Source organism: Pseudomonas psychrophila HA-4 (genome assembly GCF_000282975.1).
GTDB lineage: Bacteria > Pseudomonadota > Gammaproteobacteria > Pseudomonadales > Pseudomonadaceae > Aquipseudomonas > Aquipseudomonas psychrophila_A.
Genome location: NZ_ALJC01000117.1, coordinates 1 through 19,193 on the forward strand (window position 1 = coordinate 1; position 19,193 = coordinate 19,193).

Sequence of the window (19,193 nt, forward strand, 5' to 3'; positions counted from 1 at the left end):
GCCCCCCTCGCTCCTACCGTTAAAAACCTTTCTTCAACCGAACGCTTGCTGCAACGCCACGCCTGCGCCAATCAGACCTGAATACGGCGCCGTCACCAGCCAAACCGGGATGCCGTTGAGGTAGTCACTCATGCAACCTTTATCAGCAAAGCTTTTGGCAAACCCGCTGCTCAAGAAAATATCGGCAAAGCGCGGTACCACGCCGCCGACAATGTACACACCGCCACGCCCGCCGACAGTTAATACGTTGTTGCCCGCGACCCGTCCCAGCCAGCAACTGAAATGTTCCAGTACCTGCAATGCCAGCGGATCACCGTCCAGCGCTGCTGCCGTAATGGCACGGTCGCTGTCCAGCACCGGAGTATGCCCACCGACCGCGCAGATTGCCCGATAGACGCGCGGCAAGCCGCTACCACTCAGAATGCTTTCGGCACTGACATGGCCGATTTCGTTATAAATGTGCTGCCACAATTGAACCTCGCGCGGGTTGCTCATCGGCAGATCGACGTGGCCGCCCTCCCCCGGTAAGGCCATCCATTGGTCCTCGCCCAGATTGAGCAAGGTGCCCACGCCAAGCCCTGTACCCGGCCCGATTACCACCGCAGGGCGCGTCGGATCGGCAATACCGGGGCATACCTGAAGCACATCTGCGAGCTCAAGGCGAGTCATGCCCAAGGCCATGGCGCTGAAGTCATTGATCAACAGCAAATTGTCGACGTGCAATGTTTTGCAAAACGCTGTGCGGCTCAAGCGCCAATGGTTGTTGGTAAAACGAAACTCATCACCGCTCACTGGCCCGGCTACCGACAGGCACACCGAGCCTACAGCCCCAAGGCTTATGTCCAGATGTTGCAGGTAAACCTTAATCGCGTCTTCCGGGCATGCATAATCGGCGGTGGCCAGTACGCTGACGGAGCGTAACTGATCGTTTTCCCACAGTGCAAAACGTGCGTTGGTGCCACCAATATCACCGACAAGGGCGAGCTTCATTTAAGGTTTTCCAGAGCCGAGGTAAAGGTACTCGCGCCCTGCTCAGCCGAACTGAAAGCCTGACGCATAAACGCAAACAACTCACGCCCGGTACCTACGGCATTACTCAAGGTGCCGACGGCCGGGGTGCGTGCCGCGAATTCTGCCTCATCTACCAACAGTTGCAACGTACCTTTAACGCCATCGACCCGAATCAGATCGCCATCCTGAACTCGCGCCAGTGCGCCGCCAATCGAAGCTTCTGGGCTGACATGAATGGCTGCCGGAATTTTGCCCGACGCGCCGGACATACGGCCATCAGTAATCAGCGCCACTTTGAAGCCGCGATCCTGCAACACACCGAGGAACGGCGTCATTTTATGCAGCTCGGGCATGCCGTTCGAACGCGGGCCTTGAAAGCGCATAACCGCGACAAAGTCGTGCTCCAACTCACCGGCCTTGAAGGCATCGGCCAATTGCTGCTGGTCCTGGAAAACCCGCGCCGGGGCTTCAACAATCTGGTGTTCTGGCGCAACCGCCGAGACCTTCATCACCCCGCGTCCCAGATTACCTTCCATCACCCGCAATCCACCCTCAGGCGAGAACGCACGGGCCACCGGACGCAAGATCGATTCGTCGAGACTTTCAATCGGACCATCACGCCATACCAAGTTGCCATCCACAAGGAACGGTTCACGGGTGTACCGGCTCAGTCCATGACCGGCCACGGTGTTGACGTTTTCATGCAGCAGGCCAGCCTCAAGCAATTCACGAATCAGGAACGCCATACCGCCCGCAGCCTGAAAGTGGTTGATGTCGGCTTTGCCGTTTGGATACACATGGGACAGGGTTGGCACCACCTCGGACAGATCGGCCATGTCTTGCCAGGTCAGTTGAATACCGGCCGCCATGGCAATCGCAGGCATGTGCAAGGTGTGGTTGGTAGAGCCGCCAGTGGCATGCAGCGCGACGATGGAGTTGACCAGTGAACGCTCGTCCACGATCTCGCCCAACGGCATAAAGTCGCCACTTTGCTTAGTCAGGCGGGTCACTTGGTGCGCCGCTTCACGAGTCAGTGCATCGCGTAGCGGTGTGTAAGGATTGACGAAAGACGCGCCCGGCAAGTGCAGGCCCATCACCTCCATCAGCAACTGGTTGGTGTTGGCGGTGCCATAAAACGTGCAGGTACCAGGGCTATGGTAGGACTTCATTTCCGATTCCAGCAGCTCTTCACGGCTGGCTTTGCCTTCAGCGTAGCGTTGGCGTACGTCGGCTTTTTCCTTGTTGGAAATGCCTGACGGCATTGGCCCGCCCGGTACAAAGATCGTTGGCAGATGGCCAAAGCGCAGCGCGCCCATCAACAGGCCAGGAACGATCTTGTCGCAGATCCCCAGCATCAATGCGGCATCAAACATGTTGTGCGACAGCGCAACGGCGGTCGACAGCGCGATGACTTCGCGGCTCAACAGGCTCAGTTCCATCCCCGCTTCACCTTGGGTCACACCATCGCACATGGCGGGCGTGCCACCGGCGAATTGGCCCACGGAGCCCATTTCACGCAGCGCTTGTTTGATTTGCTCGGGGAAGTGCTCGTAGGGCTGGTGTGCCGAGAGCATGTCGTTATATGACGAAACAATTGCCACGTTGGCAGCGTTCATCAGTTTCAGGCTGTTTTTATCTTCCGTGCCACACCCGGCCACGCCATGGGCGAAGTTGGCACATTGCAGCTTGCCGCGTTGCGGGCCGTCGCTGGCGGCACCGCGAATAAGCGTCAGATACGCCTCGCGGGTTCCACGACTGCGGGCAATAAGACGCTCGGTGACTTCAAGAACGCGGGGATGCATGTGTTGAACTCCAGGCTAACGGATGTGGCGACCTGTGCGTGTCCTATGCTGACGGAGGCTCGCAGACGCGGCTTCAGTCATTTGGACCCGTTGATTCAGGTCACTCGTTGTAGATAAAACAAAATATTGCCACTTAAATGGCTTGTTTTCTATTTTTATGAGAATAATCTTGTAATTCCAACAACAAATTGATGACAGGTGCTTTCCATGACACTACGAATCGCAATCAATGGTTTTGGCCGGATCGGCCGTAACGTCCTGCGAGCACTGTATACCCAAGGCTACCGACAGGACTTGCAGATCGTCGCCGTCAACGATTTGGGCGACAGCTCGATCAACGCTCACCTGCTCAAGTACGACACGGTTCATGGCACATTCGACGCGACGGTTGAACATGATCAAGAAAGCCTGACCGTCAATGGTGACCGCATCAGCGTGACCGCCATTCGTAACCCGGCTGAGCTGCCATGGGCTGCGCTGAAGATTGATGTGGTGTTTGAATGCACCGGTTTCTTCACGGAGCGCAGCAAGGCCGAAGCACACATTACCGCTGGCGCCCGTAAGGTGATTATCTCCGCTCCGGGTAAAAACGCCGATGCGACGGTGGTCTATGGCGTTAACCACGACATTCTGCGCCAATCGCATCAGATTATTTCCAATGCGTCCTGCACCACCAACTGCTTGGCGCCGGTGGCACAAATTCTGAACCGTGAATTTGGCATTGAAAATGGCTTGATGACCACCATCCACGCCTACACCAATGACCAAAACCTGACCGACGTGTATCACACCGACCCGTACCGCGCGCGTTCGGCCACCCACAACATGATCCCGAGCAAAACAGGCGCCGCCGAAGCTGTGGGTCTGGTGTTGCCAGAATTGGCCGGCAAGTTGACGGGCATGGCGGTACGCGTACCGGTGATCAACGTGTCACTGGTCGACCTTACCGTTGAACTGAAACGCGACGTCACAGCGGCCGAAGTCAACGCCGTGTTCAAAGAAGCCAGCCAACACTCCAAAGTCCTGGGTTACAACAGCTTGCCGCTGGTTTCCAGCGACTTTAACCACAACCCGCTGTCGTCGATCTTTGACGCCAACCACACTAAAGTCAGCGGCAAACTGCTGAAAGTGCTGGCGTGGTACGACAATGAGTGGGGCTTCTCCAACCGTATGCTCGACAACTGCCTGGCGCTGCACAACGCGGAGTAACGCGATGATCGGTATCAGCTTCACCATGGCTACCTTGGCGGCGCGCAAGCGTATCGCCCTGGTGGCCCACGATCACTGCAAGGGTTTCCTGCTGGACTGGGCCGAACGCCACAAGGCAGAACTCAGCCAGCACGACCTGTGCGCAACGGGCACCACAGGCCTTTTATTGAGCAAACGCCTGGGGTTGCCGATCGAAAGCATGATCAGCGGCCCCTTGGGCGGCGATCAGCAGGTGGGCGCGCAGATCGCCGAGCAGAAAATCGACATGCTGGTGTTTTTCTGGGACCCGTTCGAGCCACAGCCCCACGACCCGGACATAAAGGCCCTGCTGCGCGTGGCAGCGGTGTGGAACATTCCCATCGCGAGCAATGAATGCACCGCTGACTATTTGCTCAGCAGCCCATTGATGGGCCAGCCGCACGAGCACCGTATTCCAGATTACGCAGCGTATTTAAAAGGCCGGGCATAAAACAACGCTCCTGCAGGATCACAAATCCTTAGGAGCGAGCTTGCATCGCAATCTTTTGATCTAAACCGCCCCCGCTTATTGGCGCTTATTCAAAAACATCACTTGACCAACAGTACAGATGATAAGCATTATCATTCGCTCAAAATCGGTCGGGTAGCACTGTGAGTCAGTCCCACTTCAATCAAGTCTTCCTTACTCAGCGAGTGATCTTGCTGCGTACCTTGCAGCGAATGGTACATAACCCCAGCACCGCAGAGGATTTGCTGCAAGAGACTTACCTGCGGGTAACCCGCGCCCTGAGCGAGCGCACGGTCGAGCATCTGGAACCTTTTGTCTTTCAGACAGCGCGCAATCTGGCGCTCGATCATCTGCGTGCCCGTCGTATTCAGGCGCGCACGGTGGTTGAAGATGTACCGATGGAAGTCATTGAAGGGGTTGCCTCCCCGCTCAGCACCCCGGAAGAAGCCCATCAAGCCGCGCAATTACTGGAGCGTTTGAGTGTGAGCCTAAGCCAGTTGAGCGCTCGCCAGCAGCGTATTTTTATTCTCAGTCGCCTGCATGGTTGCAGTTATCAAGAAATTGCCCAAGAGCTTGACGTCTCATTGAGTACGGTTCAGAAGGAACTGAAATTGATCATGGCAATCTGCATTGGTGTAGCCGACAGGCTTAATCGGCCTTAATCTTTAGCGCCGATGCCCACAAGCCAGCCCTGAAATTGCCAAGGAACACCCGTGACGGACACTCACAAATCTGCTGCGCCTGAACCGGCGCACAAGGTGCTGCCAGACAGCATCATGGATCAGGCACTGGACTGGCTGATTACCCTTGAGTGTGCGAGCGACGAACAAAGAGCCGATTTCAAGACCTGGCTAAACGCCGACCCGGCGCATGCCCAAGCCTTTGCCAAAGCCAACGCCATCTGGAACGGGCAACCGGTGCTGGATGCGGCCCAAACCCTACAAACGCGCCGAGCGCCTAGCCTGTTGCGCCGTATCAGTCAGCACTGGAAACACGTGGCTGCAGCGGCAGTATTGATACTCACGGTCGGTGGTTACAGCAATGTGCCGTTACGTCTGCAAGCGGATCACCTGACCGTGATAGGCGAGCGCCAGCGTCTGCAACTCGAAGACGGCTCAAAAGTGCTGCTCAATACCAATTCGGCATTTTCCAGCAAAGTGGTTAACGCTCAATCCAGCGCCCGCCTCTATAAAGGCGAAGCGTTTTTTGAGGTCCCGGCAAATCTTGAGCTTCCGATGATTCTGGATGCCGGGCCGGTGCGCGTCAGTGTGCGCGACACCGCCTTTGCCGTGAGTTACCTCAATGGCGAAGCACAGGTTCGCGTGCAGCGCGGTGATGTCGATTTGCGAGTGAGCAGTGTTGGCGCGCAGATGCGCTTGTCGGCCGGTAACAGCGTAAACATCGGCCCCAACGGTTTCAGCCGCACCACCAAACTCAACCCCCAGACCGACCTGGCCTGGGTTCAAGGGCGGCTGGTGTTTGAGAACTGCCCCATGAGCAAAGTGTTGGATGAAGTTCGGCGCTATTACCCCGGCTGGATCATCAACAAAAACGAGAAGTTGGCCAACGTAGCTGTGACGGGAAACTACCGTCTCGACCAGCCGCTGGACATCGTGCGCTCCCTCGCCCACATCACGTCAAGCAGCGTCTCTGAGTTCCCGGCGCTGGTTATTCTTAATTAGTTAACTATTTTTTTACTCGATAGCCTTTCGTCGTTCGTCTCGTTGTAGTCAATGCAACTGATTCGCATTTTGAGTCAGCTTCGCAACTATAAGATTCGTTCACCACGGAGCGCTATCAATGCCCACACGTTTCAACAACCGGTCTTCATCCAACGCCCGCACTGGCACTGGCGGCTTGCACCAGTGCACTTTGTCGTTGTTGACCGTTGCTATGCTTTTGGCCGGCGTTCAAGCGGTGCCGGCCATGGCCGCGACCGATGCACCGAGCACTAATCGCTCCGTGGGCAATTACAAATTTGCAATCTCTCAGCAGCCCCTCGCGTCTGCCTTGAACGACTTCATCGCCGTGACCGGTTGGCAGGTCGGCTTGCCTGCCGAGTTGGCGCAGGACGTGTCTTCTCCTGGTGTTCGCGGCTCCTTGGCCCCGGAAAAAGCCCTCGACCGCCTGCTCATCGGCACCAACCTGAGCTATCGCAAACTGGGCAGCAACAACATCGTCCTCGAAAAACGCGGCGCTACCAGTGGCACCCTGGCCTTGCAGCAAGTGACCATCAGTGCCACGCGCCAAGAACAAGACGTGACGTCGGTACCCAGTACCGTCACCGTCCATGACCGTAAAGATCTAGACCGCGAGAACGTCAATACCATTAAGGATCTGGTGCGTTATGAGCCGGGGGTATCGGTAGGTGGCGCGGGCTTACGCGGCGGGATCAGTGGCTACAACATCCGCGGCATCGACGGTGACCGGATCCTCACCCAGATTGATGGCGTTGAGATTCCAGACTCCTTCTTCAACGGCCCTTACGCACAGACCCAACGTAACTACGTTGACCCTGAAATCATCAAAAGCGTTGAAATCCTCCGTGGCCCAGCGTCCGTGCTGTACGGCAGTAACGCCATAGGCGGTGCCGTCAGCTACTTCACCCTGGATCCGGATGACATCATCAAACCGGGCCAGGATGTCGGCGCCCGCCTCAAGACCGGTTATAGCTCAGCCGATCGCAGCTGGCTCAAATCAGGCACTGTGGCCGGTCGCTCGGGTGACTTTGACGGTTTGCTGCACTTTAGTCAGCGCGACGGCCATGACACCGAGTCTTACGGCAACCGTGGCGGCAATGGCCTGGCACGTACCGCGGCTAACCCGGAAGACGTAAGAACTACAAGCGTGCTGGCCAAGGCAGGCTGGAACTACAACGACGACGACCGTCTGGCCCTCACTTACGAGAAGTACAAAAGCCACGACGACGTCAATGTGAAGAGCGCTGTGGGCGGGCCGTTCGGCAATGGAGTAGGACAAAACATGTACCGTTCGCGCACGGGCACCGACACGGTGAGCCGTGAACGCTTCGGCCTGGTCAACACCATGGTTGTCGACAGCCTGGTTGCCGATCACATCAAGACCAGCCTTAACTACCAAATCGCCAAAACAGATGAGAGCACGCTGGAAGATTACTTTCCATACACCCGCAATGTCATGCGGTCACGTGACACCACGTATCAAGAGAAGCAATGGATACTCGACGCCCAAGCGGACAAGGCCTTCAACATCGGTGAAACCGATCATTTGCTGACCTATGGCGCCACCCTTAAAAATCAGAAAGTCACCAGCTCGCGCAGCGGCTCCGGCACTTGCCTCGCTGTGGGCAAAGGCTGTACGGCAGTCGGCGCTGACAGCCCGTCCGATTACCTGGTCAAGTCCAGCGACTTCCCTAACCCAACCATCAACACCTACAGCCTGTTCGCACAAGATCAGATCAGTTGGAACGACTGGACCTTCATGCCGAGCCTGCGTTACGACTACACCAAGCTGACGCCGCACATCACTCAAGACTTTCTCAATACCCTTCCCGTCGCTGAGCGCACAAATGTCCCCGACGATAAAAAAGTCTGGCACCGTGTCTCGCCAAAATTCGGCCTGACTTACGCATTGACCGAGCAATACACTTGGTACGGCCAATATGCGGAAGGTTTCCGTACACCTAGCGCCAAAGCGCTGTATGGCACCTTCGAGAACCTGGCAGCCGGTTACAAAGTGGCAGCCAACCCGAACCTGGAACCGGAAAAAAGCAAAAGCTTCGAAACCGGCCTGCGTGGCAAGTTTGATGCAGGTTCATTCGATGTAGCGGTGTTCTACAACAAATACCGCGACTTCATCAACGAAGACGCTATTAAGCCCGGTTACAACGAGACCACCTTCCAGAGCAACAACATTAAACGCGCCACCATCAAGGGTGCCGAGGTTAAAGGTCTGTTGAATCTGGATGCGTTCGGCGCACCAAAAGGCCTGTACACACGCGGTTCGGTTGCATATGCCCATGGCGAAAACGAAGACAACGGCGAGCCAATCAACAGCGTAAACCCCCTCAAAGCCGTCATAGGCCTAGGTTACGATCAGGAAGCCTACGGTGCTCTGGTCAGTTGGACACTGGTCAAGCGCAAGGACCAAGTGGATAACACCACCTTCTTCGCTCCAGACGGCACCAGCAAACAATTCAAATCGCCGGGTTATGGCGTGCTCGACCTGAGCGGTTTCTACAAAGTCACCAAGGACGTTACCGTCAATGCTGGCCTGTACAACCTGACCGACAAGAAATACTGGAACTGGGATGACGTGCGCGGTTACGACAGCGTCGGTGAAGCGGGCGTGCTCAACCCTGCCAACATGGAACGTTTGACCGCTCCCGGCCGTAACTTCTCAGTCAATCTGGTCTGGGACATCTGATCATGAGCCTCGCTGCGCAGCCCTTTTATGCCGCGCAGTGAGGAATTTTTACTGTGATGCGTCTTGTTGATCGTCTAGTTACAAAGCGCATCTCATTCTCAAGGATATTTGCATGACCACTCCAGATACCACAGCGCGTCCCTCCGAGCGCTCAAAGCGCCTGACTCTGGCCACCCGTCAGACGCACGACACGCTGGGCGAAAAAGTCATGGGCCATGATCCCTTCGGCAGCATCGCCAATTACGCCCATTTCGCCACGGCTCAGTACCTGTTTTTGACTGAACTGGCAGCACTGCACACCGATGAGCGTCTGATTCAGCACATCCCTAACCTGCCTGAGCGTTGCCGCGCAGAGCAGATCAAGGCTGACTTGATCGACCTCAAAATCAAACTGCCCGCACCGGTTGCAGGCGCAGTGAAAAACCCGAGCATTGCGCAAGCACTGGGCTGGGTGTTTGTTTCCGAGGGCTCCAAGCTGGGCGCCAAAATGCTCATCAAACAAGCCGAAGGGCTCGGGCTCAGCACCACTCATGGTGCTCGCCACTTGGCGGAGCCTGTCGATGGCCGGGGCCGTAACTGGAACTCCTTCATCGAGATGCTTGACGCCGTTGAACTCACACCAGAGGAAGACGCAGAGCTGGAGCAAGCCGCTAACGATGCATTTAGCCGCTTCACCTTCCTGCTTGAGCAGACTTACGTAAAACAGCCTGAATTGGCTTAAGCTTCACCTGCCCGATCAGCGCTCGCTGACCGGGCGTCCTTTTCTGCGCCTTGAGCCTATGACACACCCAACTCAATCTTCATCCAAAATCGCCCGCTTCTTGTTTGGAGTGCTGGCCTACGTAAGCTTGGGCATTGGCCTGATCGCCATTGTGATTCCTGGCTTGCCGACCACCGAATTCATTTTGCTCGCCGCTTGGGCCGCGACCAAAAGCTCCCCGCGACTGAGTGCTTGGCTCGAAAACCACCGTTTGTTTGGTCCGATCCTGTTCAATTGGCGCAACGGCAAAATCATCCAGCGCAAGGCTAAAGTCAGCGCCACCATCAGCATGCTGCTATGTGCCGGGCTGATGCTCTACGTACTGGATCACGGCTGGCCGGTGTTTCTGGCCATTGCCGGTATGGGCATGGGCAACCTGTGGATCTGGTCACGACCAGAACGGCTGCCTTTGGCAAACAAATGACTGCACGCACATTTCTCTCGTAGCAGTTGCCCTCTTATAGGGTCAACATCCCGCTGAACAGCGCATACGCCGCCCCCAGCGCCGCAATCATCACCGCCCCGAAAATTATCGGCTCCGCGCCCTTAAACAGCGGCTCGCCCTGTTCACGTTTGGCTTTGGCGAACAGAAAAATCCCTGGCGCATAGAGCAAGGCCGACAACAGCAAATATTTCGGCCCCGCCGCGTACAGCAGCCACATCGCGTAAGTCATTGCGATGGCCCCTACCAACAAGTCTTTGGCCCGCGGCCGACTGGCCAGCTTGTACGTCTCGCCCCGCACGCAGAGCAGCACCGCATAAGCTGCCGACCAGAAGTAAGGCACCAGAATCATCGATGAGGCGAGGTAGATCAGGGTGGTGTAGGTGCCCGACGACACCAGGGTGATGATCAGGAAGGTCTGGATCATCACGTTGGTAAGCCACAGGGCGTTAACCGGTACATGGTTGGCGTTTACCTTGCTCAGGAACGCGGGCATGGTTTGGTCCTTGGACGTGGCAAACAAAATCTCAGCGCACAGTAGCGCCCACGACAACAACGCTCCGAGCAACGAAATGGCCAGCCCAATACTGATCAGGATCGCGCCCCACTCGCCCACCACATGTTTAAGCACCCCTGCCATCGAGGGGTTCTGTAAGCCCGCCAATTCAGGCTGGGTCCTGATGCCCAGCGACAGCACATTCACCAGCACCAACAAGGCCAGCACGCCCAAAAAGCCAATGACCGTGGCCTTCCCCACATCGGAGCGCTTTTCGGCCCGACCTGAATAAACACTGGCGCCCTCGATCCCGATAAACACAAACACGGTGACCAGCATCATGTTGCGCACCTGGTCCATCACGCCGCCCAGGCTGGGCATTTCAGTGCCCCAAAAATCCTCAACAAAAATGTCCGCCTTAAACGCGACAGCGGCCAACACGATAAACATTATGATCGGCACAATTTTCGCGACGGTGGTCAACTGGTTGATAAACGCGGCCTCTTTGATGCCGCGTAAAACCAGAAAGTGCACACTCCAGAGCAATACCGAGGCGCAGCCAATGGCAATCGAAGTGTTGCCCTGGCCAAACACCGGCATAAAGTAACCCAGGGTGCTGAACAGCAGCACAAAGTAGCCAACGTTGCCCATCCAGGCACTGATCCAGTAACCCCAAGCTGACGAGAACCCCATGTAGTCGCCAAAACCGGCTTTGGCGTAGGCATACACCCCGGAGTCCAGTTCCGGCTTACGGTTGGCCAGCGTCTGAAACACGAAGGCCAGCGCCAGCATCCCCACTGCGGTGATGGACCAACCGATTAACACCGCTCCGCCAGCAGCACGCTCCGCAATATTTTGTGGCAGTGAAAAAATACCGCCACCAATCATCGAGCCGACGACTAACGCAATCAGAGCATTGAGCCTAAGCTTCTGTGTCTGTTGTGACATCGCCACCTCAGTATTTAATTAATTATCAACGGATAGCCGGCTACAGATGTTCACTGAACTAAATATATGAACAGCTTGTTCGTTTAAACGTATTACGCAATAAACATTCACTTTTTAATAACAACCTTTTCCATTGAAGCCCAATAGACACTTCATATGTAGACGACGTTTTCATTTACGCAACAAAAAAATGAAACATGAATCTAACATTTGCAAATCTGCAAATAGTGTCTAGCTTCAATCCCCACGATACAACAGCTGTCACCGCCGTTCTGCCTACAAAGCCCCTTAGCACGGACTTTGCAGGCCGGGTCAAAAATACGTAATGGCGACCTACCCTTTATTAATAATGGAATGTAGTCATGCCCTGACCTACGTCAACTCACTGCATAAACAACGGAATAACCTTTTAGGCCTCATCTCTCCTGGATTGGAGTCCCTACAAATGTCTGATACTCCTGGAAAACTTCGACTGGGTGCATTGGTTGCTCTGGTAGTCGGCTCGATGATTGGTGGCGGTATTTTTTCACTGCCACAAAACATGGCTGCAAGTGCTGATGTCGGTGCAATTTTAATAGGCTGGGCAATTACCGCTGTCGGCATGCTGACACTCGCTTTTGTGTTCCAGACCCTCGCTAACCGAAAACCCAACTTGGACGGTGGTGTTTACGCCTACGCCAAGGCCGGTTTCGGCGACTACATGGGCTTCTCGTCAGCCTGGGGCTACTGGATCAGCGCCTGGCTCGGTAACGTCGGCTACTTTGTGCTGCTGTTCAGCACATTGGGCTATTTCTTCCCGATCTTCGGCGAAGGCAATACCCCGGCGGCCATCATCGGCGCCTCTGTTTTGCTGTGGGCCGTGCACTTCTTGGTGCTTCGCGGCATCAAGGAAGCAGCGTTTATCAACCTTGTGACCACCGTCGCCAAAGTGGTTCCGCTGATTCTGTTCATTCTGATCGCGGTATTCGCCTTCAAACTGGACATCTTCACCAGTGATATCTGGGGCCTGAAAAACCCTGATCTGGGCAGCGTGATGGACCAAGTGCGCAACATGATGCTGGTCACCGTGTGGGTGTTCATCGGTATCGAAGGCGCAAGCATCTTCTCTTCCCGTGCCGAAAAGCGTTCAGACGTGGGCCGAGCCACGGTGATCGGGTTTATCACCGTACTGCTGTTGCTGGTGCTGGTGAACGTCCTGTCGCTGGGCATCATGACCCAGCCCGAACTGGCGAAATTGCAAAACCCGTCGATGGCGGCCGTGCTTGAGCACGTCGTGGGTCACTGGGGTGCGGTGCTAATCAGTGTTGGTTTGATCGTGTCGTTGCTGGGTGCCCTGTTGTCGTGGGTGCTGCTGTGTGCCGAGATCATGTTCTCGGCCGCTAAAGACCACACCATGCCGGCCTTCTTGAAAAAGGAAAACGCCAACCATGTACCGGTTAACGCCTTGTGGCTGACCAACGCCATGGTGCAGGTGTTCCTGATCATCACCCTGTTCTCGGCCAGTACGTATCTGTCGCTGATCTACCTAGCGACCTCGATGATTCTGGTGCCTTACCTCTGGTCAGCGGCCTACGGTTTGTTGCTGGCGGTACGCGGTGAGACTTACGAAAACGCCCTGGCTGAACGCAAGAAAGACCTGTTTATCGGCGCTGTTGCGCTGATCTACGCCATCTGGCTGATCTATGCCGGTGGCCTGAAATACCTGCTGCTCTCGGCTCTGCTGTACGCACCTGGCGCGATTCTGTTCGCCAAGGCGAAACGCGAGAGTGGCCAGCAAGTGTTCACCAGTATCGAGAAAGTGATTTTTGCCGCAGTTGTCATCGGCGCCCTCGTGGCGGCGTATGGCCTCTACGACGGCTTTCTAACCCTGTAACTCCCTGTTTATGTACTTTGGAGGATGACTGTAATGACCACGGAAAAAGTGAAGTACGGCGTACATTCCGAAGCCGGAAAGCTGCATAAGGTTATGGTGTGCTCCCCAGGTCTGGCTCACCAGCGCCTGACGCCGAACAACTGTGATGAACTCTTGTTCGATGACGTGCTCTGGGTTAACCAGGCCAAGCGCGACCACTTCGATTTCGTCACCAAAATGCGCGACCGCGGGATTGATGTGCTGGAAATGCACAACCTGCTGACTGACATCGTCGCCATACCAGAAGCGCTGGACTGGATCCTGGACCACAAAGTGACACCGAATCAGGTGGGTGTGGGCCTGGTCAACGAGGTCAAATCCTGGATCAAAAGCTTGGAGCCGCGTCACGCAGCCGAGTACCTGATTGGTGGCGTATCGGCGGACGATTTGCCAAGCAGCTTCGGCGGCAAGACCATCCAGATGTTTCGTGATTTCCTCGGTCACACCAGTTTTATTCTGCCACCGCTGCCGAACACCCAATTCACCCGCGACACCACCTGCTGGATCTACGGCGGCGTTACGCTGAACCCGATGTACTGGCCAGCGCGCCGTCAGGAAACCCTGCTGGCCACCGCGATTTACAAGTTCCACCCTGAGTTCACCAACGCCGACTTCCAGATCTGGTACGGCGACCCGACAGTCGACCACGGCAATGCCAGCCTTGAAGGCGGCGACGTTATGCCAATCGGCAAAGGCGTCGTACTGATCGGCATGGGTGAACGTTCCTCTCGCCAAGCCATCGGTCAACTGGCACAGAACCTGTTCAAGAACAAAGCGGTTGAACGCGTCATCGTTGCGGGCTTGCCAAAATCACGCGCCGCCATGCACTTGGACACCGTTTTCAGCTTCTGCGACCACGACCTGGTCACCATCTTCCCGGAAGTCGTGAACCAAATCGTTGCCTTCTCCCTGTACCCGGATGAAAGCAAAGCCGGCGGCATTGACGTACGACGTGAAGAAGCCAGCTTCCTGGATGTGGTCGGCAAGGCGCTGGGCCTCAAAACCCTGCGCGTCGTCGAAACCGGCGGTAACGCCTTCGCCGCCGAGCGCGAGCAGTGGGACGACGGCAACAACGTGGTGGCACTGGAGCCGGGCGTGGTGATCGGTTATGACCGCAACACCTACACCAACACCCTGCTGCGTAAGGCCGGTGTGGAAGTGATCACCATCAGCGCATCTGAACTAGGACGCGGCCGTGGCGGCGGCCACTGCATGACCTGCCCCATCATCCGCGACCCAATCGACTACTAATTCACTCAATTGATTGCTTGCGCTGGCCCCCACAAGGGGCGGCGCAAGCCGGTTAACCAGAAACCCAGGAGATCCCCATGGCGTTTAACATGAAAAACCGCAGCCTGCTAAGCCTCGTGCACCACACTCCACGCGAGCTGCACTATCTGCTGGATCTGTCCCGTGACCTCAAGCGCGCCAAGTACACCGGTACTGAAGAGCCGCATTTGAAAGGCAAAAACATTGCGCTGATCTTCGAAAAAACCTCGACCCGCACCCGTTGCGCCTTTGAAGTGGCGGCCCACGACCAGGGCGCGCACGTGACGTACATCGATCCGGTTTCATCGCAAATCGGCCACAAAGAAAGCATGAAAGATACCGCTCGCGTTCTGGGCCGCATGTTTGACGCCATCGAATACCGGGGTTTTGAACAAGCGATCGTGGAAGAGCTGGCCAAGTACGCCGGTGTGCCGGTGTTCAACGGCCTGACTGCTGAGTTCCACCCAACGCAAATGATCGCTGACGTGCTGACCATGCGCGAACACAGCGACAAGCCATTGCACAACATCAGCTACGCCTACTTGGGCGACGCCCGCAACAACATGGGTAACTCCCTGCTGCTGATCGGCGCCAAGCTGGGCATGGACGTACGTATCGCAGCCCCTAAAGGTCTGTGGCCAGAAGAAGCATTTGTTAAGCAGTGCCAAGAATTTGCCAAGGAAAGCGGTGCCAAAATCACCCTAACCGAAGACCCGAAAGCCGCCGTTAAAGGCGTGGACTTTATCCACACTGACGTTTGGGTGTCGATGGGCGAGCCGGTTGAAGCGTGGAACGAACGCATCAAACTGCTGCTGCCGTATCAGGTCAATGCCGAAATGATCAAAGCGGCAGAGAACCCACGCGTGAAGTTCATGCACTGTCTGCCAGCGTTCCACAACAGTGAAACCAAAGTCGGCAAAGACGTGGCAGAACACCACCCGAACCTGAAAAACGGCATTGAAGTCACAGAGGAAGTGTTCGAGTCCCCGGTCAATATTGCTTTTGAGCAAGCCGAAAACCGTATGCACACCATCAAGGCAATCTTGGTAGCGGCTCTGGCTGATATCTAAGTCATAACGCCAATTCTGTAGGCGCGAGCTTGCCTCGCGATCTTTTAACAGCTCAAAAGAACGCGCGACAAACTCGCGCCTACAGATCCGGACTTCCCTGCTCAATAAGGACTTTTTCTATGCGTATCGTCGTTGCACTGGGCGGTAACGCCCTTCTGCGTCGCGGTCAGCCCATGACCGCTGAGAATCAACGCGAAAACATCCGCACCGCCACCGCCCAAATCGCCCGCATTGCCCATGGCAATGAATTGGTGGTAGCCCATGGCAACGGACCTCAAGTTGGCCTGCTGTCGCTGCAAGCTGCGTCCTATACCGCCGTAGCGCCCTACCCGCTGGACGTGCTCGGTGCGGAAACCGAAGGCATGATCGGCTACATGATTGAGCAAGAGTTGGGCAACCTGCTGCCATCAGAGGCGGCTTTTGCCACCCTGCTGACCCAAGTTGAGGTCGATCCTAAAGACCCCGCATTCCAGAACCCGACCAAGCCAATTGGCCCGGTTTACAGCGAATCCGAAGCCAAGAGCCTGGCGGCCGAAAAAGGCTGGAGCATTGCCCCGGACGGTGACAAGTTCCGCCGTGTTGTAGCCAGTCCGAAACCCAAGCGCATCTTTGAAATCCGCCCAATCAAGTGGCTGCTGGAAAAAGGCACCATCGTGATTTGTGCAGGCGGTGGCGGTATTCCGACCCTGTACGGCGAAGACGGCAAACTCAAAGGCATTGAAGCCGTGATCGACAAAGACTTGGCCTCTTCGCTGCTCGCGCAACAACTGGGTAGCGATCTGCTGGTGATTGCCACTGACGTCAACGCTGCGTTCATCAACTGGGGCAAGCCGGACCAAAAAGGCATTGCTCAGGCGCACCCGGATGAGCTAGAAAAACTCGGCTTCGCCGCAGGCTCTATGGGGCCGAAAATCGAAGCGGCTTGCGAGTTCGCCCGTAAAACTGGCAAAACCGCAGTGATTGGCGCACTGGCGGATATTGAAGCTATCGTTCAAGGTAAAGCGGGTACTCGGGTCAGCACCGAAAAATCTGGTATTACGTATTTCTGAACCTAAGGGCAGGCCTTACCGTCTGCCCTTAACTAATTTAGCCCCAAGGAGCAGCCCTATGGCCTCGTTCGAACCCGGTCACCTGCATATCCATCGTGAGGCACTAAATACACAAGACTTTAGTTATGACATCAAAATTGATTACCAGGTCGTTCAGGATCCCAAGGAAGGTAAATCGATGCAGTTCGACATGCACGGTCATATCAACCATAAGGACTTCAAGGACACGTTCACCCTGCCCAAGGACATGGCGTTCAACTTCGCTCAAGTGGCCTTCAAGATTGCCGTGAAAAATGGTATGCCGGGGAACGCAACAATTATTTCAATGCACAAGTACTACGATTTGATGTTCAAGGACGTACGAGAACAACTCAACGTCCAGCCGGGCGACCCGGTTAAACCTGAACACCTCGAATAACCCCTTCCTGTAGGAGCCAGCGATCTTTTAAAAAATCAAAAGATCGCGCGGCAATCTCGCTCCTGCACGTTGTCTGTATACGACCCACATTTCACCAATCCTCCCCGCCAAGGCATACTGGCCATCCTTTGGCCGAAGTTTTCCTCGTTCTCATGCGTATCCATGTCAGTTTTATCGACCGTGTCGGCATCACCCAGGAAGTTCTGGCGTTGCTTGGCGGGCGTAATCTCAATCTGGATGCGGTGGAGATGGTTCCACCCAACGTTTACATCGACGCCCCGACGCTCAGCCCGCAGGTGCTCGACGAATTGCGCGAAGCGCTGTTCCGGGTCAACGGTGTGCAGTCGGTGACGGTGGTCGACATCCTTCCCGGCCAGCGCCGCCACCTACAACTCGATGCCCTGCTCGCCGCCATGACCGACCCGGTTCTGGCGCTGGACAGAGACGGCCATGTGTTGCTGGCCAACCCGGCATTGGTCACGCTGTACGGCCGCGACCCGACCGGTGAAAGCGTCGGTGAGCTGTTCAGCAATCCGGGCTTGCTGGATGTGTTGCTGGAAAACGGTTTTCGCCTGCCCCTGCGCGAGGTCACCCTTAACGGCCATCCGCTGATGCTCGATGCCACGCCGATTACCGATGCCGGTGCCCTGCTCACGCTGTACCAACCAAGCCGCATTGGTGAACGTCTGGCCGCCCTGCACCACGACCACGCCGAGGGCTTTGACGCACTGCTCGGTGACTCGCCTGCAATCCGCACCTTAAAAGCCCGTGCGCAGCGCGTGGCAGCGCTGGATGCTCCGTTATTGATTCAAGGTGAGACCGGCACCGGTAAAGAGCTCGTGGCGCGCGCCTGTCATGCCATCAGCGACCGTTTTGCCGCGCCGTTTCTGGCCTTGAACTGCGCTGCACTCCCAGAAAACCTGGCCGAAAGCGAACTGTTCGGTTATGCCCCCGGCGCCTTCACCGGCGCACAACGCGGCGGTAAGCCGGGGCTGATGGAACTGGCCAACCATGGCACGGTGTTTCTGGATGAAATCGCGGAAATGTCACCCTACCTGCAAGCCAAACTGTTGCGCTTTTTGAATGACGGCAGCTTCCGCCGGGTCGGGGGTGAGCGCGAGGTCAAGGTCAATGTACGGATCCTAAGCGCCACGCACCGCAACCTCGAAAAAATGGTCAACGAGGGCACGTTTCGCGAAGACTTGTTCTATCGCCTCAACGTGCTAAGCATCGAAGTACCGCCGCTGCGCGAGCGCGGCCAAGATATTTTGCTGCTCGCGCGCACCTTCATGCAGCAGGCCTGCACCCAAATCCAGCGCCCAGTGTGCCGCCTAGCACCGAGCACTTACCCAGCGCTATTGGGCAATCGCTGGCCGGGTAATGTGCGCCAATTGCAGAACGTGATCTTTCGCGCGGCCGCCATCTGCGAAAGCACGCTGGTGGACATTGGTGACCTAGACATTGCCGGCACGTCGGTGGCGCGCCAAGGCGACAGCGAAATTGAAACCCTGGAACACGCCGTTGAATCTTTCGAAAAGGCACTGCTGGAAAAGCTCTACGTCAGCTACCCCTCGACCCGGCAACTGGCCGCCCGCCTGCAAACCTCGCACACAGCCATTGCGCATCGACTGCGTAAATACGGCATCCCAGGCAAAAATTGATCGTATAGACGCGCGCCTACACGATCCGTATTGATTTCATTCCATCGTAATGAATTCAATACACCCGCCTTAACCCTGTGCTGCTCAAGGCTTTGATCCTCTTAGATTTTTTAATGCAGCCGGCGTTGTATCGATTTCGCTACAGCACATTGTTCAAACCATTCTCAAAAAATACTCAACTACCTGATAAATAAAGCTTTTATCAAAGTGGCAACCATTTTGCAGTGAACTCATCCATTAGCTCGACCTGCGCGA

Annotated in this window: 16 protein-coding genes; 13 read left to right on the forward strand and 3 right to left on the reverse strand. The window is 56.0% G+C overall.

The window, feature by feature from the left end:
• Window positions 1-33: 33 nt before the first annotated feature.
• Window positions 34-990 (reverse strand): glucokinase, encoded by a 957-nt coding sequence (locus B347_RS0119560; RefSeq protein ID WP_019411381.1) that lies wholly within the window; start codon window positions 988-990, stop codon window positions 34-36.
• Entirely contained in the window at window positions 987-2,813 is a 1,827-nt protein-coding gene (gene edd, locus B347_RS0119565; protein ID WP_019411382.1) for a phosphogluconate dehydratase, read from the reverse strand. Before edd ends, B347_RS0119560 begins: the two co-directional genes overlap by 4 nt.
• A gap of 207 nt (window positions 2,814-3,020) precedes the next feature.
• On the opposite strand from edd, the gene gap reads away from it, so the two are divergent.
• The 7 genes from gap to B347_RS0119600 all read left to right on the forward strand — a co-directional run bounded on the left by gap (window position 3,021) and on the right by B347_RS0119600 (window position 10,097).
• The gene (gene gap, locus B347_RS0119570) at window positions 3,021-4,022 is read left to right on the forward strand and encodes a type I glyceraldehyde-3-phosphate dehydrogenase (RefSeq protein ID WP_019411383.1); all 1,002 of its coding nucleotides are present in this window, start codon (window positions 3,021-3,023) and stop codon (window positions 4,020-4,022) included.
• 4 nt (window positions 4,023-4,026) lie between these two features.
• On the forward strand, window positions 4,027-4,491 hold the full coding sequence (locus B347_RS0119575) for a methylglyoxal synthase (RefSeq protein WP_019411384.1): 465 nt from the start codon (window positions 4,027-4,029) through the stop codon (window positions 4,489-4,491).
• 161 nt (window positions 4,492-4,652) lie between these two features.
• A complete protein-coding gene (locus tag B347_RS0119580; RefSeq protein WP_026014301.1) occupies window positions 4,653-5,171 on the forward strand; it encodes an RNA polymerase sigma factor in 519 nt (172 codons plus the stop codon).
• A 51-nt stretch (window positions 5,172-5,222) separates the two neighbouring features.
• Window positions 5,223-6,191 (forward strand): FecR family protein, encoded by a 969-nt coding sequence (locus tag B347_RS0119585; protein ID WP_019411386.1) that lies wholly within the window; start codon window positions 5,223-5,225, stop codon window positions 6,189-6,191.
• A gap of 118 nt (window positions 6,192-6,309) precedes the next feature.
• Window positions 6,310-8,913 (forward strand): TonB-dependent receptor, encoded by a 2,604-nt coding sequence (locus B347_RS0119590; RefSeq protein ID WP_019411387.1) that lies wholly within the window; start codon window positions 6,310-6,312, stop codon window positions 8,911-8,913.
• 112 nt (window positions 8,914-9,025) lie between these two features.
• Window positions 9,026-9,634 carry a biliverdin-producing heme oxygenase gene (locus B347_RS0119595; RefSeq protein WP_019411388.1) on the forward strand — a complete coding sequence of 203 codons (609 nt, stop codon included), beginning with the start codon at window positions 9,026-9,028 and terminating at the stop codon, window positions 9,632-9,634.
• A gap of 58 nt (window positions 9,635-9,692) precedes the next feature.
• Complete coding sequence (locus B347_RS0119600; protein WP_019411389.1) at window positions 9,693-10,097, forward strand: YbaN family protein; 405 nt, start codon at window positions 9,693-9,695, stop codon at window positions 10,095-10,097.
• Between the two features lie 34 nt (window positions 10,098-10,131).
• On the opposite strand, the gene arcD (B347_RS0119605) is transcribed toward B347_RS0119600, so the two are convergent.
• Window positions 10,132-11,559, reverse strand: coding sequence for an arginine-ornithine antiporter (gene arcD, locus B347_RS0119605; RefSeq protein ID WP_019411390.1), 1,428 nt, complete (start codon window positions 11,557-11,559; stop codon window positions 10,132-10,134).
• Window positions 11,560-12,004: 445 nt separating this feature from the next.
• Between arcD (B347_RS0119605) and arcD (B347_RS0119610) the strand changes: the two genes are divergently transcribed.
• From arcD (B347_RS0119610) to B347_RS0119635, 6 genes are all read left to right on the forward strand, one after another.
• Window positions 12,005-13,432: an arginine-ornithine antiporter gene (gene arcD / locus B347_RS0119610; RefSeq protein ID WP_019411391.1), complete on the forward strand. Its 1,428-nt coding sequence runs from the start codon at window positions 12,005-12,007 to the stop codon at window positions 13,430-13,432.
• Between the two features lie 33 nt (window positions 13,433-13,465).
• Window positions 13,466-14,722 carry an arginine deiminase gene (gene arcA, locus B347_RS0119615; RefSeq protein ID WP_019411392.1) on the forward strand — a complete coding sequence of 419 codons (1,257 nt, stop codon included), beginning with the start codon at window positions 13,466-13,468 and terminating at the stop codon, window positions 14,720-14,722.
• Between the two features lie 77 nt (window positions 14,723-14,799).
• Window positions 14,800-15,810: an ornithine carbamoyltransferase gene (locus B347_RS0119620; RefSeq protein ID WP_019411393.1), complete on the forward strand. Its 1,011-nt coding sequence runs from the start codon at window positions 14,800-14,802 to the stop codon at window positions 15,808-15,810.
• Between the two features lie 119 nt (window positions 15,811-15,929).
• Window positions 15,930-16,859 carry a carbamate kinase gene (arcC, locus tag B347_RS0119625; RefSeq protein ID WP_019411394.1) on the forward strand — a complete coding sequence of 310 codons (930 nt, stop codon included), beginning with the start codon at window positions 15,930-15,932 and terminating at the stop codon, window positions 16,857-16,859.
• A 58-nt stretch (window positions 16,860-16,917) separates the two neighbouring features.
• Entirely contained in the window at window positions 16,918-17,277 is a 360-nt protein-coding gene (locus B347_RS0119630) for a DUF5064 family protein (protein WP_019411395.1), read from the forward strand.
• 152 nt (window positions 17,278-17,429) lie between these two features.
• Window positions 17,430-18,938 carry a sigma-54-dependent transcriptional regulator gene (locus tag B347_RS0119635; protein ID WP_026014302.1) on the forward strand — a complete coding sequence of 503 codons (1,509 nt, stop codon included), beginning with the start codon at window positions 17,430-17,432 and terminating at the stop codon, window positions 18,936-18,938.
• Window positions 18,939-19,193 lie beyond the last annotated feature (255 nt).